Raw genomic sequence first — 19,051 nt, 5'->3', positions numbered from 1 at the left:
GCCGTCCTGCTCCTGTACGCTCCTGCCATGACTGACGATCTTCCCCCCGGCTTGTTCATCCTGCAGGGCAACCGACTCGAATGGCTGCGCGATCTGGTGCTCGAGGTTCTGGCGCGGCAGCCGCTGGCGCCTCTGAAGCAAGAGGTCGTTCTGGTGCAGAGCAATGGCGCCGCAGAGTGGCTGAAAATGGCGTTGGCCGCACACGGCGGCATCTGCGCGGCCACGAGGGTGGAGCTGCCAGGACGGTTTCTCTGGCGCATCTACCGGCAGGTGCTGGGGCGTGCGGCCACGCCCTCGCAGTCGCCGCTGGACAAGCCACTGCTGGTCTGGCGGCTCATGCGGCTATTGGGCGATCTGCCGGACGAGACCGTGTGCCAACCGCTGCGCCAGTACCTTCAGGGGCAGGGTGCGCAGCGGCGGCTGCAACTGGCGCAACGGCTGGCCGATCTTTACGACCAGTATCAGATCTACCGCGGTGATTGGCTCGACGCCTGGGCGCGCGACCGCGACGTGCTCATCGATGCCCGTGGCCAGACCACGCCTCTTCCGGAGGATCAACGCTGGCAGCCCTGGCTGTGGCGCCGCGTGCTCGGCGAACTGAGCGAGGCTGAACGCGCGGGCACCCGCGCCGAGGTGCAGCGAGCCTTTGTGCAGGCCCTGCAGTCACCCCTGGCTGCGGGCAAGCTGCCGCGCCGCGTGGTGCTGTTCGGCGCCTCGCATCTGCCTGCGGTGGTGCTCGACGCTCTCGTGGCGCTGTCGCGCCATGCGCAGGTCCTGATCGCGCTGCCCAATCCCTGCCGTTACCACTGGGCCGACATCATCGATGGACGCGAACTGCTGCGCGACGCTCCCCGGCGCCGCCCCCTGCGTGCCGAAGACCTGGCTGGTGTGAGCCTGGAGGCGATGCATGCCCACGCCCACCCGCTGCTGGCCGCGTGGGGACGTCAGGGGCGCGATTTCATGCGCCAGCTCGATGCCTTCGATGACCGGGCCTCAGCGAACGACAGCCCCGGTCTGCCCCGGCTCGATCAGTTCGACGAAGCGCCGGGCGACACCCTGCTCGAACAGGTGCAGGCCGCCATCCGCGACCTGCTGCCCCTGCCCGAACATCCGCGGCATGTCATGCCTGCGGCGGATCGTTCGGTGGTCTTTCACATCGCGCACAGTGCCCAGCGCGAAGTCGAAATCCTGCACGATCAGTTGCTGCATCTGCTGGCGCAGCCGGGGGACAGACCTCTGCGGCCGCGTGACATCGTGGTGATGACCCCCGACATCACCCCCTTTGCGCCCGCTATCCGTGCGGTGTTCGGCCAATATCCACCGGGCGATGCGCGCTTCATTCCCTTCGACATCGCCGACCTTTCTGCGCGCACGACCGAGCCCTTCCTCGTCGCCCTGGACTGGCTGCTGCGTCTGCCGCAGGAGCGCATCTTGGCCTCCGAAGTCGCCGCCCTGTTCGACGTACCGGCCATTGCCCGGCGCTTCGGCATCGAACCGCAAGACCGGCCCCGCCTGACGCAGTGGATCGCCGGGGCGGGGGTGCGCTGGGGGCTGAATACCGAGCAGCGCGCCGGTCTCGGCCTTGGTGCCTGCGGCGAGCAGAACACCTGGCGCTTCGGCCTGCGCCGCATGCTGCTGGGCTACACCGGCGCGGGGGATGACGGGTTTGCGGGCATCGTGCCCTTCGACGAAATCGGTGGGCTGGACGCCGCGCTGGTGGGGCCGCTGGCCGACCTGCTCGATGTGCTGCAGGACTGGTGGCGCACGGCCCGTGAAGGCGCCACGCCGCTGCAATGGGCGCAGCGTGCCCGCGACCTGCTCGACGCCATCAGCCAGCCGCAAGACCTGCGCGAGCGCGAAACCCGCGCCAGTCTTGACGATGCCCTGTCGAGCTGGGTCGAGCATTGCGCCTCGGCCGGATTCAATGAAGCAGTGCCGCTGGAAGTGCTGGGCGAGGCCTGGCTCAGCGGCCTGGATGAAGCCGCTTCGGGTGGCCGCTTCCTGGCCGGCGGCGTGACCTTCTGCACCCTGATGCCGCTGCGGTCGATTCCGTTCGAGGTGGTCTGTCTGCTGGGCATGAACGAAGGCGACTATCCGCGCCAGAGCCCGCGCAGCGATTTCGATCTGCTGCATCAGCCGGGCCAGTATCGCCCCGGCGACCGCGCCCGCCGCGAGGACGATCGCTATCTCATGCTCGAGGCGCTGCTCTCGGCGCGGCGCATGCTCTACGTCAGTTGGGCAGGACGCAGCGCGCGTGACAACACCGAGCAGCCGCCCTCGGTGCTAGTGGCGCAGCTGCGCGACTACCTCGCCGCCGGCTGGCAGGGCGAGGCCGATGCGCATGGCAAGCCGGGCGACCTGCTCGCGCAGCGCACCACGGTGCACCCGCTGCAGCCGTTCAGCCGCCGCTATTTCGAGGGCGATGCACAACTCTTTACCTATGCCCGCGAATGGCGGCAGGCTCACACTGGGCCGACTGCGACCGCGCAAGAGTCACCGAAGTTCGAGCCCTGGACCGAACCCCTGACGGTGCAGCAGCTGGCCCGCTTTCTGAAAAACCCGGTCAAGACCTTTTTCCGGGCAAGGCTCGACGTGGTGTTCGACGAGCTGCAAACGCATGACGACGATGAGGTCTTCAGCCTCGACCCCCTGGACCGCTACGCGCTGAGAGACCGCCTGATCGAGGACCCTCATGCCCTCACCTGCGATGATGCGCAAGCCGTGCTGGCGCGACGCGCCCAGCGGGAGCTGGGCAGCGGGGTGCTCCCCATGCGCCACCTGGGCGAGCGCGTCGCGGTGTCGCTGGTGCGCGATGTGCAACCCGCACTCGCCTGCTGGCAGACCCTCGCGCAAGCCTACCCCGAAGCCGTTGACAAGTTGCGTCTGAACCTCGGTTTGTTCGGCCTGCAGATCGACGACTGGCTCGAAGGCCTGCGCTCGGGCGGTCGGAAGAAGGTGTGGCTCGAACTGAGCGCGTCGAAACTCTGCGATGGCGATGGGAAGGTGCGGGCGGATCGGCTGCTCGAGGCCTGGGTGCGCCAGATCGTCGCCAGCTCCTGCGGCCACTCGGTCGGCGGTGTGCTGGTCGGCCTGGATGCGCGCATCGAGGTGCCACCGCTCGGAAAGGATGAAGCGACCGGGCATCTGCTCGCGCTGCTGCAAGCCTGGCATGACGGCATGCGCGAGCCCTTGCCCTTCACCGCCCGAACCGCGCTGGCCGATCTGAAGGACGGCAAGGGCCAGCAGGCTTACGACGGCGGATTCAACAACGCTCCTGAAGTACAAGAACCCTGTCTGGCCCGGATGTTTCCCGGCTATGCGGCGCTCGCCGCCGACGGGCGTCTGGCCGCCTACACCGCCACCTTGTTCAAGCCCTTGTTCGATTGGGCGCAGCAAGCGACGGTGTTCGTCCACGATACGAACGTGGGTGACGGGGACACGCCATGACGACGCCCTTGCTCGATCCGCTGAGCCTGCCCTTGCAGGGCAGCCGCCTCATCGAAGCCAGCGCGGGTACCGGCAAGACCTGGACCATCGCCGCGCTCTACCTGCGTCTGGTGCTCGGTCATGGCGCAAATGGAGCGGCGTTCTCGCGTGCGCTCATGCCGGAGAACATTCTGGTGATGACTTTCACCCGGGCTGCCACGCGCGAGCTGACCGACCGCATCCGCCGCCGCCTGGTCGAGGCTGCGCGCTGCTTTCAGGGCGAAGCGCAGCCGAAGGCCGACGATGAATATCTGCAGCGCCTGCTGGCCGATTACCCGCCTGGGTCCACCCGAGAAGCGGCGGCCTGGCGCCTGTCCGTGGCCGCGCAGGGCATGGACGATGCCGCCGTGTTCACCATCGACGCGTGGTGCCAGCGCATGCTGCGCGAACATGCCTTCGACAGTGGCCATGCCTTCGACGAAGATCTCGTCGCCGACGAGAACGCGCTCATCCAACAGGCGGTGCACGACTACTGGCGGCAGCAGGTTTATCCCCTTGCAGGCGAGGCCCTCGACGGCGTGCTCGAAGTGTGGCCCGATGTCGAAGCGGTCATCGCCACGGTGCAGGCCGCCCGAAGGATGCGGCTACGTGCCGCCCCCGAGGTGGCGCCACGGCAGGCACCTGCGGACGAGTCGCTGCTGGCGCTCTGGCAGCGCGTGGCCTCGCAACGTCAGGCCAAGGCCAGCGAACTCAAGTCGCAGTGGAAGCCGCGCATCCTCGAGATGCGCGATTGGCTGTGCACTCTGTTGCAGCACCCGGACAATCCACTCAGCAAAACGAAATACCCCACAGCCAAGGTCTGCGGTTGGTTCGAGACGCTGGAGGGCTGGGCGAACGACCCGGCCCTGGCGCAGCCCAACCTCAAAGCAGACGTCTGTTCCAAGCTCACCCCGGAAGCGCTGCGGGCGGGTTGCAACAAGGGCAAGACCATCGACGTGCCCGAGGTCTTTGGCCCGATCGAGACCTTGCGCGATGCGCTGGCCGAACTTCCCGACCTCGCCGCAGCCATGCAAGACCATGCCGCAGCGCAGGTCGAGACGAGGCTGCGCGCACTCAAGGCAGCGTCGGGCCAGTTCAGCTTTCAAGATCAGATCGAACGTCTCGACGCCGCGCTGGCCGGGCCTCGCGCCGAGCGGCTGCGCACGAGCATCCTGCAGCAATATCCGGTGGCGCTCATCGACGAGTTTCAGGACACGTCGGCCCTGCAGTTCCGGCTGTTCGATCGCCTCTACGGGCTGAGGGGCACGCCCGCCGCGGACAGCGCCGTGCTGCTCATCGGCGACCCCAAGCAGTCCATCTACGCGTTTCGCGGGGCCGACATCGACAGCTATCTGCAGGCGCGGCTGGCGACGCAGGGACGGCATGTCGCGCTGGCCACCAACCATCGATCGACCGAGGCGGTGGTGCGATGCATCAACCGTCTGTTCGGCAGACGCGAGCAGGCCGCAGGCGAGGGCGCGTTTCTCTACCGACGCGCGGATGACTCGGAGGATGCCAACCCCTTGCCCTTCATCGCGGTCGCAGCGAAGGGACGGGCCGAACGACTCGTCTGCGCCGAAGGCGCGGTACCCGCTCTGACCTGCGCAGTGCACGCCGAGGCCGAGTCGAAGAACGCGGCCCGCGAGCGCTTCGCTGCGCACGCCGCTGCGCGCATCGTCGCCTTGCTCGAAGATGCGCAAGCGGGGTTTGAGCAGGCCGACGGCGGCTTCGTGCGGCTGCGCCCGTCCGACATCGCCGTGCTCGTGCGCGATGGCAGCGAGGCCCAGGCGGTGCGCGACGAACTCAAGGGCCGGGGCGTGAGCTCGGTCTATCTCTCCGACCGCGATTCGGTGTTCGCCTCGCCGGAGGCCGCCGATCTGCTGCGCTGGCTGCGGGCGGTGGCAGCGCCGCGCGATGGGCGCCTGGCCCGTGCCGCTTTTGCCACCCGCACCCTGGGTGCTTCGCTGCCTGAAATGGCCGCGCTCGCCACCGACGATGCCGTGTTCGAAGACCGGCTCGAACTGCTCGCCGAGCTGCACGGCATCTGGCTGCGCCAGGGTGTGCTGCCCATGGTGCGCCGGATGCTGCACCGGCTCGATCTTCCCGCAGACTGGCTGAACGAGCCCGATGGCGAGCGCCGCCTGACCAATGTGCTGCATCTGGCCGAGCTGCTGCAGACCGCCAGCAGCACCCTCGACGGCGAACAGGCGCTGATCCAATGGCTGCAGCAGCAGATGACCGAGGAGGGGAACGAAGAACAGGTGGTACGGCTGGAGAGCGAGGCCGATCTGGTGCGCGTGGTCACCATCCACAAATCCAAGGGGCTGGAATATCCCGTGGTGTTCCTGCCTTTTGCCACCGCGTTCAAGGAGCCACGCGACGGTACCGAAGACCGCGACCGTCTGCGCGAAGATCTGCGGCTGCTCTATGTGGCGCTGACCCGCGCACGACATGCGCTGTGGGTGGGGCTCGGTGCATTGAAAATCGGCAACGCCAAAGCCTGCGTGCTGCACCGAAGTGCCATCGGCTATCTGCTCGGCGGCGAGACGCCCTTCGAGGGCCAGGCGCTGGGCGATCTGCTGCGCGACACCTTTGGCAATGACTCGGCCGTGCACATCGTCGATGCCGCCGCGTCGCCCGAGTTTCGCAGGCTGCAGCGCGCGAGCGAGACTGCGGCGCTGGTCGAGCCGCTGGTCTATCACGCCACCTTCGAGCGCGACTGGAGCATAGGCAGCTTCTCGGCGCTGGTGCGCGACCTCACGCCGCGCTCCACCCAGCAGACCGCCGTGCCCGTCATGCTGCAAGACGAACTGTGGACCGCGCAGCCGCTCACCCAGCCGGTGAGCGTATCGGCCGCGGCGCGTCATCGCTTTCCGCGCGGGGCGCTGATGGGCCAGTTCGTCCACGAGCAACTGGCCTGGCTGGGCGAAAACGGTTTCGACCTGGCCTCGCCCGAGATGCGGCAACGCCTGCTGCAACGCTGTGCGGGGCAGGGGTGGGACGAAGCGCGCGCAAACGACCTGCTGCAATGGCTCAGCGAGATTCTGGCCACGCGCCTGCCGCCGCTGGGTGTGGCCTTACCCGAGATCGGTGCCGCCCTGGCCGAGATGGAGTTTTGGCTGCCGGTGACGCGGGCACGCGCGGCCGAGATCGACGCCCTATGCCAGCGCCACATCCTGCCGGGGCGCGCGCGTCCCGCGCTGACCGAGCGCGTGCTGCACGGCATGGTGATGGGCTTTGCCGATCTGGTCTTTGCCCACGGCGGGCGCTATTGGGTGCTCGACTACAAGAGCAACGCCCTCGGCGCAGACGACGCCGACTACACCAAGGACGCGCTGGAGGCTGCCGTGCTCGACCATCGTTACGACGTGCAGAGCGCGCTTTACATGCTGGCCCTGCATCGTCTGCTGCGTGCCCGTCTGCGGTCGGACTACGACCCCGAGACTCACCTCGGAGGAGGGCTGGTGCTGTTTTTGCGCGGCATCGGCGGGCCCGTTTCGGGCTGCGTGCACCTTGCACCGGATGCGGCCCTTCTCGAAGGCCTCGATGCAATCTTTGCCCGGCAGGGAGAGACGGCATGACCCAGCAGGAGGTGTTCGAGGTTCTGCACGATTGGGCGCAGCAGGGCGTGTTGCGTCGCCTGGATGTGGCGCTGGCCCGCTTCCTGCACGAACTTTGCCCGCAGATGCCATCGGCGTTGGTGGTGGGCGTGGCGATTCTGGCCGATCTGGAGGGACGCGGGCACACCTGCGTGATGCTCGACGAGATGCCGCAGCATCTCGCAGCCTTGAAGGAGCGCGCGCTGCAGGCGGGTTCGACGTGCAGCCTGGCGCCCGATGTCGTTTGGCCGCTCGATGCCATGCCCATGCTCCGCGCCTGCGCGGTCGTCCATGTCGAGGGTGAGGAGGATGCGGGCGCGCCTCTGGTCGTCAGCGCTGGACGGCTGTATCTGCGCCGCTACTGGCGCGACGAATGCACCGTGGCGGCGCGCATCCATGAGCGCCTGCAGTATGAGACCGGGTTCGATGCTTCGCGGGCCGCGGCCATGCTCGCGCGGCTGTTTCCCCCTGCGCCCGACCATGAGGTGGACTGGCAGAAGCTCGCCTGTGCCGTGGCGCTGCGCGGACGTTTCACCCTGATCACTGGCGGCCCTGGCACCGGCAAGACGCACACCGCGGCACGCCTGCTGGCCTTGCTGTGGGCGAACCGGGACGAAGCCACTCAGGCGCTGCGAGTGGCCCTGGCAGCGCCCACCGGCAAGGCCGCTGCGCGGCTCAAGCAGTCCATCGACCGCGAACTCGGCAAGCTCTCTGGGCTAGAGGGTATGAGCGATCTGTCGCACAGCCTGGGCCCGGCCCGCACCCTGCATAGCCTGCTCGGCGCACGGCCCGATACCCGCCGGTTCGCGTGCAACGCCGCGCACCTGCTCGACGTCGATGTGCTGCTCATCGACGAAGCCTCCATGGTTCATCTGGAAATGATGGCGGCGGTGCTCGAAGCCCTGCCGCCTGCCGCGCGCCTCATTCTGCTGGGCGACAAGGATCAACTCGCTTCGGTGGAGGCCGGTGCGGTGCTCGGTGAATTGTGTCGCGGGGCAGAGCAGGGGCGCTACACCCCCGAGACGTCGCAGGCCCTCGAGGCGCTGGCCGGCACGGCGTTGCCTGCGTGTTTCATCGACCCCGAAGGCCCGCTGCTGTCGCAGCAGGTCGTGATGCTGCGCAAAAGCCATCGCTTCGGCGGCGCCATCGGTCAGCTCGCTTTTGCGGTGCAAAACGGCGATGCTGACACAGCGCTGCGCTTGTTGCAGCCCAGCCACGACCCTGCCGTGCGGCTGTTGCCCGTGGCGGTTTCGCCCGCGGTGTCGGTGGCGCAGATCGTCGCCGAGCTGGCTGTCAGGGGGCGGGCGCATGCGGCCGGGTATGCCGCCTATGCCGAGCTGTTGCAGCAGCAGCCGCCCGCAGATCCGCAGAAGTGGGACGACTGGGCGGGCCGTGTGCTGCGGGCTTTCGACCGCTGCCGGGTGTTGTGCGCGGTGCGCGAAGGGCCTTGGGGGGTGAGCGCCCTTAACGAGGCGATTGCCGCGCAGCTCGATGCGCTTGGTCAGCTCCGTTGTCGGGGCACGTGGTACGCGGGCCGTCCGGTCATGGTCACGCGCAACGACCCCGATCTGGGCGTGCTGAACGGCGATGTGGGCATCGCTCTGCCCATGGCCGGGCATGACCTGCGGGTGGTGTTTCTGCAAGGACAGGCGCTGCGCACGGTGAGCCCCAGCCGACTGGCCGATGTGCAGACGGCGTTTGCCATGACGGTGCATCAGTCGCAGGGGTCGGAGTTCGAGCACACCGTCTTGGTGCTGCCCGAGCACCATGCCGGACTGAGCCGCGAGCTGATCTACACCGGCATCACCCGCGCACGAGAGGCTTTCACCCTGGCCTGCGCCGATGTGCAGATCCTGCGCGAAGGGATCGAGCGCGTCACGCGCCGCGCCAGCGGATTGCTCTGGCGTATCGATAAACTGAGCTCCTCATGAACAAGGCCTTTGTCCGCGAACAGCCCTCGGACGCCGATGACGACGACGACGGCGCCCAGCTTCCACCGTTGCCGCCGGGCGGCAAGAACTACCTGACCCCGCAAGGCTACGCCCGGCTGCGCGCCGAGCTGAAGACGCTGGTCGAGGACGAGCGTCCGAAGGTGGTCGAGACCGTGTCATGGGCGGCCAAGAACGGCGATCGCTCGGAAAACGGTGATTACATCTACGGCAAGAAGCGCCTGCGCGAGATCGACCGGCGCATCCGCTTTCTCACCAAGCGCCTCGATATTGCCGAAGTCGTCGATGCCAGCCTGCAACATGGCAACGATCAGGTGTTTTTCGGTGCCACTGTGCGCTATGCCGACGACAAGGGCGCCGAGCACACCATCACCATCGTCGGCATCGACGAGACCGAACCGCTGCAGGGGAGAATCAGCTGGATTTCCCCGGTGGCGCGCGCGCTGCTCAAGGCGCGCGAAGGCGACAGTGTGAGCCTGCCCACGCCGGGGGGGCTTGCCACGCTGGACATTCTGGAGGTGTCTTACCCGCCGCGCGCTTGATTCACGCGGCGGTTCCGCTGGCGCGATTTTTCATGCGGCTGGCGCGCACCACGAACTTCAGGCGGCGCAGCGCCCGGAGCACGTCGGCCAGGTGTTTGCGATCGCGCACCTGCACGACGAAGCGCAGCTCGGTGGTGGCCTGCTGGGTGTCCTCGTCCATCGTGACATGGGCGATGTCGCTGTCGTGCTCGCTGATGGCGGCGGCCACCCGGGCCAGCACGCCCTTGGTGTTCTGCACGATCACGCTCAGGCCGGTTTCGAAGGGACGGGTGCATTCGTCGGCCCAGCTCAGGTCGATCCAGCGATCCGGGTCCTTCTGGAACAGGCGCCGGGCGGTATCGCAATCCTGCTGATGCACGATCAGGCCTTCGCCCTTGCCCAGATAGCCGATGATCGCATCGCCAGGAATCGGGCGGCAGCAGGTGGCATATCGCACCGAAATGCCTTCGCTGCCGTCGAGCTGCAGGGTGGACTGCGAATCGCGTCCGGCGCGGCTCTCCAGGCGCTCGATGGTGTCGAGCAGCGGCGCAGAAAGCGCATCCTGAGGCGAGACCAGCGCCACCACGCGCTTGGCCAGAATGTCGGCCACCCGCTTGCCCAGGCCGATGTCGGCAAACAGATCGTCACGCGCCTTGAAGCCGGTCCAGCGCAGCAGCTTGTCCCACACCCCGTCGTCGAGCGCGGCCAGGTCGAGATGCTCGTGCCGCAGCGCGCTCTGCATGAGGCGCCTGCCGAGTTCGATCGACTCGGCCTGCTGCGTGGTGCGCAACGAGTGTCGGATCTTCGAACGTGCCCGCCCGGTGCGCACAAAGCTCAGCCAGCTCGGATTGGGGCGCGACGTTGGTGCCGTGATGATCTCCACCACGTCGCCGCTGCGCAGTTCGGTGCGCAGGGGCACCAGGGCGTTGTTCACCTTGGCGGCCACCGTCTGGTCGCCAAGATTGGTGTGAATGGCATAGGCGAAGTCCACCGGCGTGGCGCCGCGCGGCAGCGCCAGAATGCGCGACTTGGGCGTGAACACATACACCGCATCGGGCGCCAGATCGACCTTGACGGTTTCGAGAAAATCGGCCCAGTCGCGGTTCTCGGTCTGGATGTCGAGCAGTGACTGCAGCCAGGCGTTGGTCAGCGCCTGTTGGGGCGCCGATTTGTCGTCCTGCGTCTTGTAGAGCCAGTGCGCGGCCACCCCGCTTTCGGCGATGCGATGCATGGCCTCGGTGCGGATCTGGAACTCGATCGGGTTGCCGTTGGGCCCGATCAGCGTGGTGTGCAAGGACTGATAGCCATTGGCCTTCGGGATGGCGATGTAGTCCTCGAACTTGCCGGGCATGGGCTTGTACAGGCCATGGAGCACACCCAGAGCGCGATAGCAGTCGAGCACTTCGGGCACCAGGATGCGAAAGCCGAAGATGTCTTGAATGTGCGCGAAGCTCAGGTGCTTGCCGCGCATCTTGCGGTAAATGGAGTACAGCGTCTTTTCGCGGCCGAAGAGCTGCGCCTGAATCTGCGCGTCTTTCAGTGCGGTCTGCGTTGCCGCAAGAATTTTTTCCACCAGACCATGCCGGTTGCCACGCGCCGCCTGCACCGCGCGTGACAGCACGGCATAGCGGTTGGGGTGGCTGTTGGCGAAGCCGAGCTCCTGCAGTTCGCGGTACACCAGGTTGAGGCCAAGACGGTGTGCGATGGGCGCGTAGATGTCCATCGTCTCGCGCGAAATGCGCACCCGCTTGGCTGCCGCCATCGCGCCCAGGGTGCGCATGTTGTGCAGACGGTCGGCTAGCTTGACGAGGATGACCCGAATGTCGCGGGCCATCGCCAGCAACATCTTGCGAAAGCTCTCCGACTGGTTCTCTTCGCGGTTGGAGAACTGCAGCTTGTCGAGCTTGGTCAGCCCATCGACCAGATCGGCCACCGTGGGGCCGAAATGTTCGATGAGTTCGGCCTGGGTGATGCCCTTATCTTCGGCAGTGTCGTGCAGCAGTGCGGCCATGATGGCCTGGGTGTCGAGCTTCCAGTCGGCGCACAGTTCCGCCACTGCCACGGGATGGGAGATGTAGGGCTCGCCGCTGGCGCGATATTGGCCGAGGTGCGCGGCATCCGCGAAGCGGTAGGCCTCGCGGATTTTTTGCAGATCGGCTTCGGGAAGATAGGCCTGCAGCTTGCTCAGCAGGCTCGCCAGACTCACCGGCACATAGCGCGCGGCAGAACCCTCTTCGAGAGCCGCCGGAGCCGCAGGAATTCTGGGATGATCCAGGTTCGCCTCGGGAGCCGCAGAGGCCACGGAGGCGGGCTCAGGTTCTGCGGCGGCGCTCTTGGAGCGCGCCCGCGGCCGCTTGATCGCCTCGGGCTTGCCCGCAGCAGGCACGGACCGCCCCACGGCCGAAGATTTCGGGCCGGTGGCGGCGGTAGGGCTGCTGGGCATCGTCAACGATCAGGTGGGTACTTTTTTCAGCATCTCGATACCCGTCAGACCGGCGGCGATTTCGCGCAGGGCGGTGACGGCGGGCTTGTCCTTCGATTCGAGCTTAGGCGAATGACCCTGCTCCAGCATGCGGGCGCGGTACGTTGCGGCCAGAACGAGCTGGAAGCGGTTGGGGATTTTTTCCAGGCAGTCTTCAACGGTGATGCGGGCCATGATGTCAGAGTTCCAGTTCAGAGGATGCCGAGGGCACGAAAGACCTCGGGGTGGGAAAGGCGTTGCGCGGCATAGCGTAGCCGCTGGGCGGCCACGACCTGCCTGAGATCGCGCAAGGCATGCGTAAAGTCTTGATTCACAATTATAAAGTCGAAGTTCTTCGCCTGCGCCAGCTCGACGCGAGCCTCGCGCAGCCGCTGTTCGATGACCTCGGGCGCGTCTTCGGCGCGGCGCGTGAGACGCTGGCGAAGCTCCTCGAACGAGGGCGGCAGGATGAAGATGCTCACCGCATTGTCGAACTGCGCGCGAACCTGGGCGGCGCCCTGCCAGTCGATTTCGAGCAGCACGTCCATGCCATCGGCCATGCGGCTTTCGAGCCAGCGCTTCGAGGTGCCGTAGCGGTTGCCGTGCACCTCGGCCCATTCAAGGAATTCGCCCGCGTCGATGCGACGCTGAAACTCCGGGGCATCAATGAAAACGTAGTGCACGCCATCGACCTCGGCGCCGCGCGGCGCCCGCGTGGTGCAGGACACCGAGAGTTGAATGCGAGAGTCCTCGGCCAGCAGCGCGTTGACGAGGCTGGACTTGCCCGCCCCGCTGGGGGCGGCGACGACAAAGAGATTTCCGGGAAAGTGGGTGGACACGTTGAGCCTGGCTTATTCGATGTTCTGCACCTGCTCGCGCATCTGCTCGATCAGTACCTTGAGTTCGAGGGAGATTTCGCTGAGTTCGAGCGCGGCGGACTTGGAGCCCAGGGTGTTGGCTTCGCGGTGGAGTTCCTGGATGAGAAAATCCAGTCGCTTGCCGAGTTCGCCGCCTTGGTCGAGCAGATCTCGCAAGGTCTGGAGGTGGGCCTGCAGGCGGTCGAGTTCTTCGGCGACGTCGATGCGGATGGCAAAACTGGCGGCTTCCTGCAAGCGGCGCTCGTTGAGCGTCTCGGCGCTGGTTTCCAAGCCGGTCAGCGCACTCAGAGCCTCTTCCCAGCGAGCGGTGAAGCGCGCCTGCTGCCGCTCCACCGCGAGGGGCACGATGGCCCGGGCGCGAGCGGCATGCTGGGCGATCTGATCGATGCGATCGAGCAGCAGGGCGCGCAGACGGTCACCTTCCTGGGCACGCGCTTTGATCAGCGCAGCCAGCGCCTGGTCGAGCGCCTGCCCGGTGATCTGCGCGATCTCGGCGGCGTCGGCATGCTCTTCCTGAGCCCCGCCGATGAAGCGCAGCACCTCGCCGACCGAGAGCGGGGTGAGGTGCGGGGCCATGCCGCGCAGAGCGGCTTCCGCTGCCAGCAAGGGCGCAGCCGTGGCCGGGTCGGGCAGGGCTGGCGTGCTCTGGGGTGCCTCGAACGTGGCACGGCAATCGATCTTGCCTCGGCGCAGCGCCTGGGTGATGGATTGCCGCATGGCAGCTTCGGCACCGCGCAGTTCCTCCGGAAGCCGAAAGGCGATGTCGAGAAAGCGGCTGTTGACCGAGCGCAACTCGATATGGATCTTGGCTCCTGTCGACAGTTGCGCACTCTTTTGGCCGTAGCCAGTCATGCTATAAATTGGCTTCAATCGCATCCCCTTTTGCGTGTATTTTTCCACACTCGTCTCGCCCGCAGACTGCTAGTCTTCGCCTCATGGCAACCCAGCACAAAACCAAGCCCGCCCCACTCGCGCCCGAAACGCAGGTGGGCGGCTATCGCATCGTGCGCAAGGTGGCCAGTGGCGGCTTCGGCGTGGTGTACCTGGCGTTGAGCCCGGACGGGCAAAAAGTGGCGATCAAGGAGTATCTGCCGGCCTCGCTGGTGGAGCGGGGGCCTGGTGAGTCGAGCCCGGTGGTGCCACCGGACAAGCTCGCGCTCTATCGTCTGGGCTTGAAGAGCTTTTTCGAAGAGGGGCGCTCTCTGGCGCAGATTTCTCATCCGAGCGTCGTCAGCGTGCTCAACTTTTTCCGCGAGAACGACACGGTTTATATGGTGATGAATTACCTGGAGGGTGCGTCGCTCCAGGAGTTCGTCATCACCGCGCGCGAGCTCAAGCGCAAGAAAATCTTTCGTGAATCGACCATCCGCTCGCTGTTCGACGACATCCTGCAGGGCCTGCGCGTGGTGCATCAGCACAAGATGCTGCACCTCGACATCAAGCCGGCGAACGTGTTCATCACCGACGACAATAAGCCCATCCTGATCGACTTCGGTGCGGCACGCGAAGTGCTCAATCAGCAGGACAAGCGCTTTCGCCCGATGTACACCCCGGGTTTCGCGGCACCAGAGATGTACAAGCGCGAAGGATCGTTCGGCCCCTGGACCGATATCTACGCCATCGGCGCCTGCATCTACGCCTGCATGACAGGCTACCCACCGTATGAGGCTCCACAGCGCCTGGAGAAAGACCGGCTGCAGGCGCAGCTCTCCAAGCTGCGTGGAGTGTATTCGGATAATCTGATCGAGATCGTCGAATGGTGCATGGCGCTGGATGCCATGGCTCGGCCGCAGAGTGTGTTCAACCTCCAACGCGAACTCGGCGCGGAAAATGCCCGGCGCTACACCAATCTGACCATGGGAGAGAAGCTGCGCCTGCATATCGACGAGCTGGTCAACGACACCAAATCGCAAGTCCAGAAAGTGCGTGACGTCACCCGCTTTGGTGCGCCGGTTCAGGCCGTGCAGAGCCCGACGCCGGATCGGGGCAAGCCAGCTGACAGGGAGAGGAATTGAAGTTTTCGGTGTATCAGGTCAGCCGCCGCGGCGGCCGTGCGACCAACCAGGATCGCATGGGATATTGCTATACGCGTGAGAGTGCGCTGTTCGCGCTGGCCGACGGCCTGGGCGGTCACCCGCGCGGCGACGTGGCCGCACAATTGGCGTTGCAGACTATTGCCAACCTGTTTCAGCAAGAGGCCCGGCCTCGGCTGCGCGATCCGCAGGAATTTCTGCGCCGCTCGATCTTTCGCGCACACGAGCAGATTCAGCACTACGCCCAGGAGCAGAAGCTGACCGATTCACCGCGCACCACCGTGGTGGTCTGCGTGCTGCAAAACGGCGCCGCGCACTGGGCGCATGTGGGCGACTCCCGGCTGTATTCATGCGCAATGGCGCCATGCTCACGCGCACGCGCGATCATTCGCATATCGAACAACAGCACAAGAAAGATCAGATCCACGGTCTGGCCCTGCTGCAGCCGGACGGCCCGACGCGCAATATGTTGTTCACCTGTCTGGGGTCGGGGCAGTTGCCCATGATCGAGGTGGGCTTGCCGCAGGCCATGCGACGGGGCGACATCGTGCTGCTGTGCTCCGATGGCCTGTGGGGGCAGATTCCCGAGTCGGTTCTGGTGCGGCAGTTCGGTCAACAGGTGCTCTCGGACGCCGTCCCCGAAGTGGTCGAGATGGCGCTGCGACAAGGCGGTGCCGACTCGGACAACGTGACGGCGCTCGGCGTCGAATGGGAGGCCGACCCCGAAGAACTCGAAACCTCGCTGCGCATCGAAACGGAGACCATGCAGAAAGGTGGCTTCAAGTCCACCATCCAGAGCGAGCTGGCCGATCTTCAGGTCGAAGAAATGAACGAGGCCGACATCGAGCGCTCGATCGCCGAAATCAACGCCGCCATTCGACAAGGCGCGGCGCGCAAATAACGCTTCCTACCTCATCCATGAACAATACCCATCCTGCGCGAGAAGGCCGCGGGCTCTCGGCGCTGCGCGCCATTGCCATCGAACGTCATTTCACCCATCATGCCGAAGGCTCGGTCCTCGTGGCTTTCGGGCACACCCGCGTGCTCTGCACCGCCTCGGTCGAGGAACGCGTGCCGCCGCACAAGCGCGGCAGCGGGCAGGGCTGGGTGACGGCGGAATACGGCATGCTGCCGCGGGCGACGCACACCCGAGGCGAGCGCGAGGCCAAGCGCGGCAAGCAACAGGGCCGGACGGAAGAAATCCAGCGCCTCATCGGCCGATCGCTGCGCGCTGTGTTCGATTTTTCCGCGCTGGGCGAACGGCAGATCACCCTGGACTGCGACGTGTTGCAGGCCGACGGCGGCACGCGCACCGCGGCCATCACCGGCGCGGCCGTGGCCGCCTGGGATGCCTGTCAGTGGCTCATCGCCCAGGGCCGCGTCCAGCACAACCCGATGCGCCAGCTCGTGGCCGCAGTCTCGGTGGGCCTGCTGGGCGACGACTACCGGCTCGATCTCGACTATGCCGAGGACAGCCAGTGCGACACCGATATGAACGTGGTGGGCACGGCCGACGGGGCGTTGATCGAGGTGCAGGGCACGGCCGAAGGCACACCGTTCACACGTCAGCAACTCGACGGCATGATCGATCTGGCGCAACGCGGCATTGCCGAACTCGTTGCGCTGCAGCGCCAGGCTCTGGAGATTTGACAGTGGGCTCTTCGACTCCAGTCGAGCGCAGGATCGTGCTTGCGTCCGGCAACCCGGGCAAGCTCGCCGAGCTCTCGGCCTTGCTGGCGCCGCTGGGCTGCCATGTGCAGGCCCAGAGCGAGTTTCATCTTGCCGATGCGGAAGAGCCGCACCCGACCTTTGTCGAGAATGCGCTGGCCAAGGCGCGTCATGCCAGCTTCCACACCGGACTTCCCGCGCTGGCGGACGACTCGGGCCTGTGCGTCGAGGCGCTGGGCGGACTGCCGGGCGTGCGCTCGGCCCGATTCGCACCGCAGACTGAAGGGCCGCGTGCCGTGCAGGATGCCGCCAACAACCAACTGCTGCTGCAGCGCATGGAGGGCCAGACGCAACGCCTTGCCCGTTTCGTCAGCGTCGTGGTGGCGCTGCGCCACGCGGCCGATCCCGAGCCACTCATCGTTCGTGGTGAACTGATCGGGCATATCGGCCATGTCGCGCAAGGGCAGGGCGGCTTCGGCTACGACCCCTTGTTCGTCCTGGCCGATGGCCGCACCCTGGCGCAATGCGATGCCGCCGAAAAAAATCGCATCAGCCACCGCGGGCAGGCCCTTCAGGCCCTGCTGCCCCTGCTGCGCACGCAATGGGGCTGGGTGGCTTCTTCGTAAGTGCGCGTCCTAGGTGAACCCGAAGCACATTCCGATCGTCGACGCGGGTGCTGCGCCCATCGAGCCAGGCGACGCGGCGCATCAACGTGCGGCGCAGTCTCTGCCGCACTACATGCGGCCCGGTACCCTCCAGTTCCAGTCGCTGCCGCCTCTCAGTCTTTATGTGCACCTGCCGTGGTGCCTCAAGAAGTGCCCCTACTGCGATTTCAATTCGCATGAGTGGCGCGCGGGCGGGGCGATTCCCGAGCATGCCTATCTCGCAGCGCTGCGTGCCGACCTCGATGCGGCCTTGCCACTGGTCTGGGGGCGGCGCGTCATTTCCGTTTTCATCGGAGGAGGCACGCCCAGTCTGTTTTCGCCCGACGCCATCGATCAACTGCTCACCGATGTGCGCGCCAGGCTGCCCCTCGTTGCCGATGTCGAGATCACGCTGGAGGCCAATCCCGGCACCTTCGAGCGAGACCGGTTTGCGGCTTTCGCACAGACCGGCGTCAACCGCCTGTCCATCGGTGTGCAGAGCTTCGACGACGACGCCCTGCGCGCACTGGGCCGCGTGCACGATGCGCGTCAGGCTCACGACGCCGTGGCCGAAGCCGCGCATCACTTCGCGACCTTCAATCTCGATCTGATGTTCGCCCTGCCTCGGCAGGACATGGCGGGCTGCAAGGCCGACGTCCGCGAAGCGCTGGCCCATCAGCCGCCGCATCTCTCGCTCTATCAGCTCACGCTCGAGCCCAACACCCTGTTCGTCCGCCAGCCGCCGCCCCTGCCCGACGACGACCTTGGCGCAGACATGCAGCATGCCGTAGCCGATCTGGCCGAGGCCGCAGGGTTGCAACGTTACGAGGTTTCGGCATACGCCGCAGCCGGGCATGCCTGCCGTCACAACCTCAATTACTGGCAATTTGGCGACTATCTCGGCATCGGGGCGGGATCGCATTCCAAACTCACCTTTGGGCACCGCATCGTGCGCCAGACACGTTGGCGCCACCCGCAGCGCTACATGGAGCAGGCCGAATGCGCCAGCGCTGTCGAAACCGAAGTCGAAGTGGCACGCCGCGATCTGCCGTTCGAGTTCATGCTCAACGCCCTGCGGCTGCGCGAGGGCGTCCCGACAGAGCTGTTCACGGAACGCACCGGCCTGCCGCCGTCGGCCATTCAGCGAGCCTTGCAGGCAGCCCAAAGCCAGTGCTTGATGGTCGACCCGACCACCCGATTGAAGACGACTCCGCTGGGTTTCGACATGCTGAACAACGCGCTCGAGTTGTTCCTGCCCGATTGAGCGCAAGCCAGTCCTGGCTAGAATGCGACCTTCGGCTCCACCGCTGGGCCAAAGCACAGGGAAGCGTGGCAGAGTGGTCGATTGCACCGGTCTCGTAGCCTTGCGTTAAGGCGGTGTCAGATTTGCGAAAAACGAAATAAAAAAAGTCTTAAAACGACTCTCTCAGCAGTAGCTTTAACGACGTTTGGCAGACTCCTAGCGCTTCGCAGAATTAGGTGGGTTGGCAGAGCGGTTGAATGCACTAGTCTTGAAAACTAGCAAGGATGTAAGTCCTTCCAGGGTTCGAATCCCTGACCCACCGCCACTTTGACCGATCGCCATCAGCCGCCTGTAATACCAACTAGCGAGTTGAACACGGTTGGGCTGGAGTTGACCCCGCTTCGTGGACACCTAATCTTTTGATGAAGGAGTCCACATCATGTCCAAGTCACGTCCGCCGTATCCTGCCGAGTTCCGGCAGCAGATGGTCGACCTCGTGCACGCTGGGCGCACCCCGGCGGAGCTGGCACGCGAGTTCGGCTGTACCGCGCAGAGCATCATCAACTGGGTCGGTCAGGCTGCGGCCGACG

13 protein-coding genes, 1 tRNA gene and 1 pseudogene are annotated in these 19,051 nt (G+C 65.9%); 11 read left to right on the top strand and 4 right to left on the bottom strand.

The features are described from left to right. Positions 1-27 precede the first annotated feature (27 nt). From recC to greB, 4 genes are read left to right on the top strand one after another with little or no spacing between them, the layout of a single operon-like run. Positions 28-3,447, top strand: a complete 3,420-nt coding sequence (recC, locus tag ASC45_RS13860; protein WP_055451626.1) for an exodeoxyribonuclease V subunit gamma — start codon at positions 28-30, stop codon at positions 3,445-3,447. Beyond that, positions 3,444-7,046, top strand: coding sequence for an exodeoxyribonuclease V subunit beta (recB, locus tag ASC45_RS13855; RefSeq protein WP_055451625.1), 3,603 nt, complete (start codon positions 3,444-3,446; stop codon positions 7,044-7,046). The genes recC and recB overlap by 4 nt, the downstream gene beginning before the upstream one ends. After that, a complete protein-coding gene (recD, locus tag ASC45_RS13850; RefSeq protein ID WP_055451624.1) occupies positions 7,043-8,995 on the top strand; it encodes an exodeoxyribonuclease V subunit alpha in 1,953 nt (650 codons plus the stop codon). The genes recB and recD overlap by 4 nt, the downstream gene beginning before the upstream one ends. Further along, entirely contained in the window at positions 8,992-9,555 is a 564-nt protein-coding gene (greB, locus tag ASC45_RS13845) for a transcription elongation factor GreB (RefSeq protein WP_055451623.1), read from the top strand. Before recD ends, greB begins: the two co-directional genes overlap by 4 nt. Position 9,556: 1 nt before the next feature. Here the strand turns inward: greB and ASC45_RS13840 are convergent, their stop codons facing one another. The 4 genes from ASC45_RS13840 to ASC45_RS13825 are packed head-to-tail and all read right to left on the bottom strand — an operon-like array spanning position 9,557 to position 13,725. Continuing rightward, positions 9,557-11,977, bottom strand: coding sequence for a RelA/SpoT family protein (locus ASC45_RS13840; protein WP_055451622.1), 2,421 nt, complete (start codon positions 11,975-11,977; stop codon positions 9,557-9,559). Positions 11,978-11,986: 9 nt separating this feature from the next. Then, on the bottom strand, positions 11,987-12,190 hold the full coding sequence (gene rpoZ, locus ASC45_RS13835; RefSeq protein ID WP_013107045.1) for a DNA-directed RNA polymerase subunit omega: 204 nt from the start codon (positions 12,188-12,190) through the stop codon (positions 11,987-11,989). 17 nt (positions 12,191-12,207) lie between these two features. Further along, positions 12,208-12,834 (bottom strand): guanylate kinase, encoded by a 627-nt coding sequence (gene gmk / locus ASC45_RS13830; protein WP_055451621.1) that lies wholly within the window; start codon positions 12,832-12,834, stop codon positions 12,208-12,210. A 12-nt stretch (positions 12,835-12,846) separates the two neighbouring features. Next, a complete protein-coding gene (locus tag ASC45_RS13825; RefSeq protein WP_055451620.1) occupies positions 12,847-13,725 on the bottom strand; it encodes a YicC/YloC family endoribonuclease in 879 nt (292 codons plus the stop codon). Between the two features lie 83 nt (positions 13,726-13,808). On the opposite strand from ASC45_RS13825, the gene ASC45_RS13820 reads away from it, so the two are divergent. The 7 genes and pseudogenes from ASC45_RS13820 to ASC45_RS13790 all read left to right on the top strand — a co-directional run. Further along, entirely contained in the window at positions 13,809-14,888 is a 1,080-nt protein-coding gene (locus ASC45_RS13820; RefSeq protein WP_055451619.1) for a serine/threonine protein kinase, read from the top strand. Then, positions 14,885-15,807: pseudogene (locus ASC45_RS13815) on the top strand (PP2C family protein-serine/threonine phosphatase). The gene ASC45_RS13820 and the pseudogene ASC45_RS13815 overlap by 4 nt, the downstream one beginning before the upstream one ends. 17 nt (positions 15,808-15,824) lie before the next feature. Then, positions 15,825-16,556, top strand: coding sequence for a ribonuclease PH (gene rph, locus ASC45_RS13810; RefSeq protein ID WP_055451618.1), 732 nt, complete (start codon positions 15,825-15,827; stop codon positions 16,554-16,556). 2 nt (positions 16,557-16,558) lie between these two features. Further along, positions 16,559-17,200: an RdgB/HAM1 family non-canonical purine NTP pyrophosphatase gene (rdgB, locus tag ASC45_RS13805; RefSeq protein WP_055451617.1), complete on the top strand. Its 642-nt coding sequence runs from the start codon at positions 16,559-16,561 to the stop codon at positions 17,198-17,200. 13 nt (positions 17,201-17,213) lie between these two features. Next, positions 17,214-18,482, top strand: coding sequence for a radical SAM family heme chaperone HemW (gene hemW / locus ASC45_RS13800; RefSeq protein ID WP_072243081.1), 1,269 nt, complete (start codon positions 17,214-17,216; stop codon positions 18,480-18,482). A 214-nt stretch (positions 18,483-18,696) separates the two neighbouring features. Continuing rightward, a tRNA-Ser gene (locus ASC45_RS13795) sits at positions 18,697-18,786 on the top strand. A gap of 114 nt (positions 18,787-18,900) precedes the next feature. Beyond that, positions 18,901-19,051: transposase (locus ASC45_RS13790; protein ID WP_141655802.1), on the top strand; the 151-nt coding region annotated here is incomplete at its 3' end.

The sequence above is a fragment of the Thiomonas bhubaneswarensis genome, from assembly GCF_001418255.1.
Lineage (GTDB): Bacteria > Pseudomonadota > Gammaproteobacteria > Burkholderiales > Burkholderiaceae_C > Thiomonas > Thiomonas bhubaneswarensis.
Note: the sequence above shows the minus strand (reverse complement) of the source record. Positions and strands in the feature narration are given on the sequence as shown.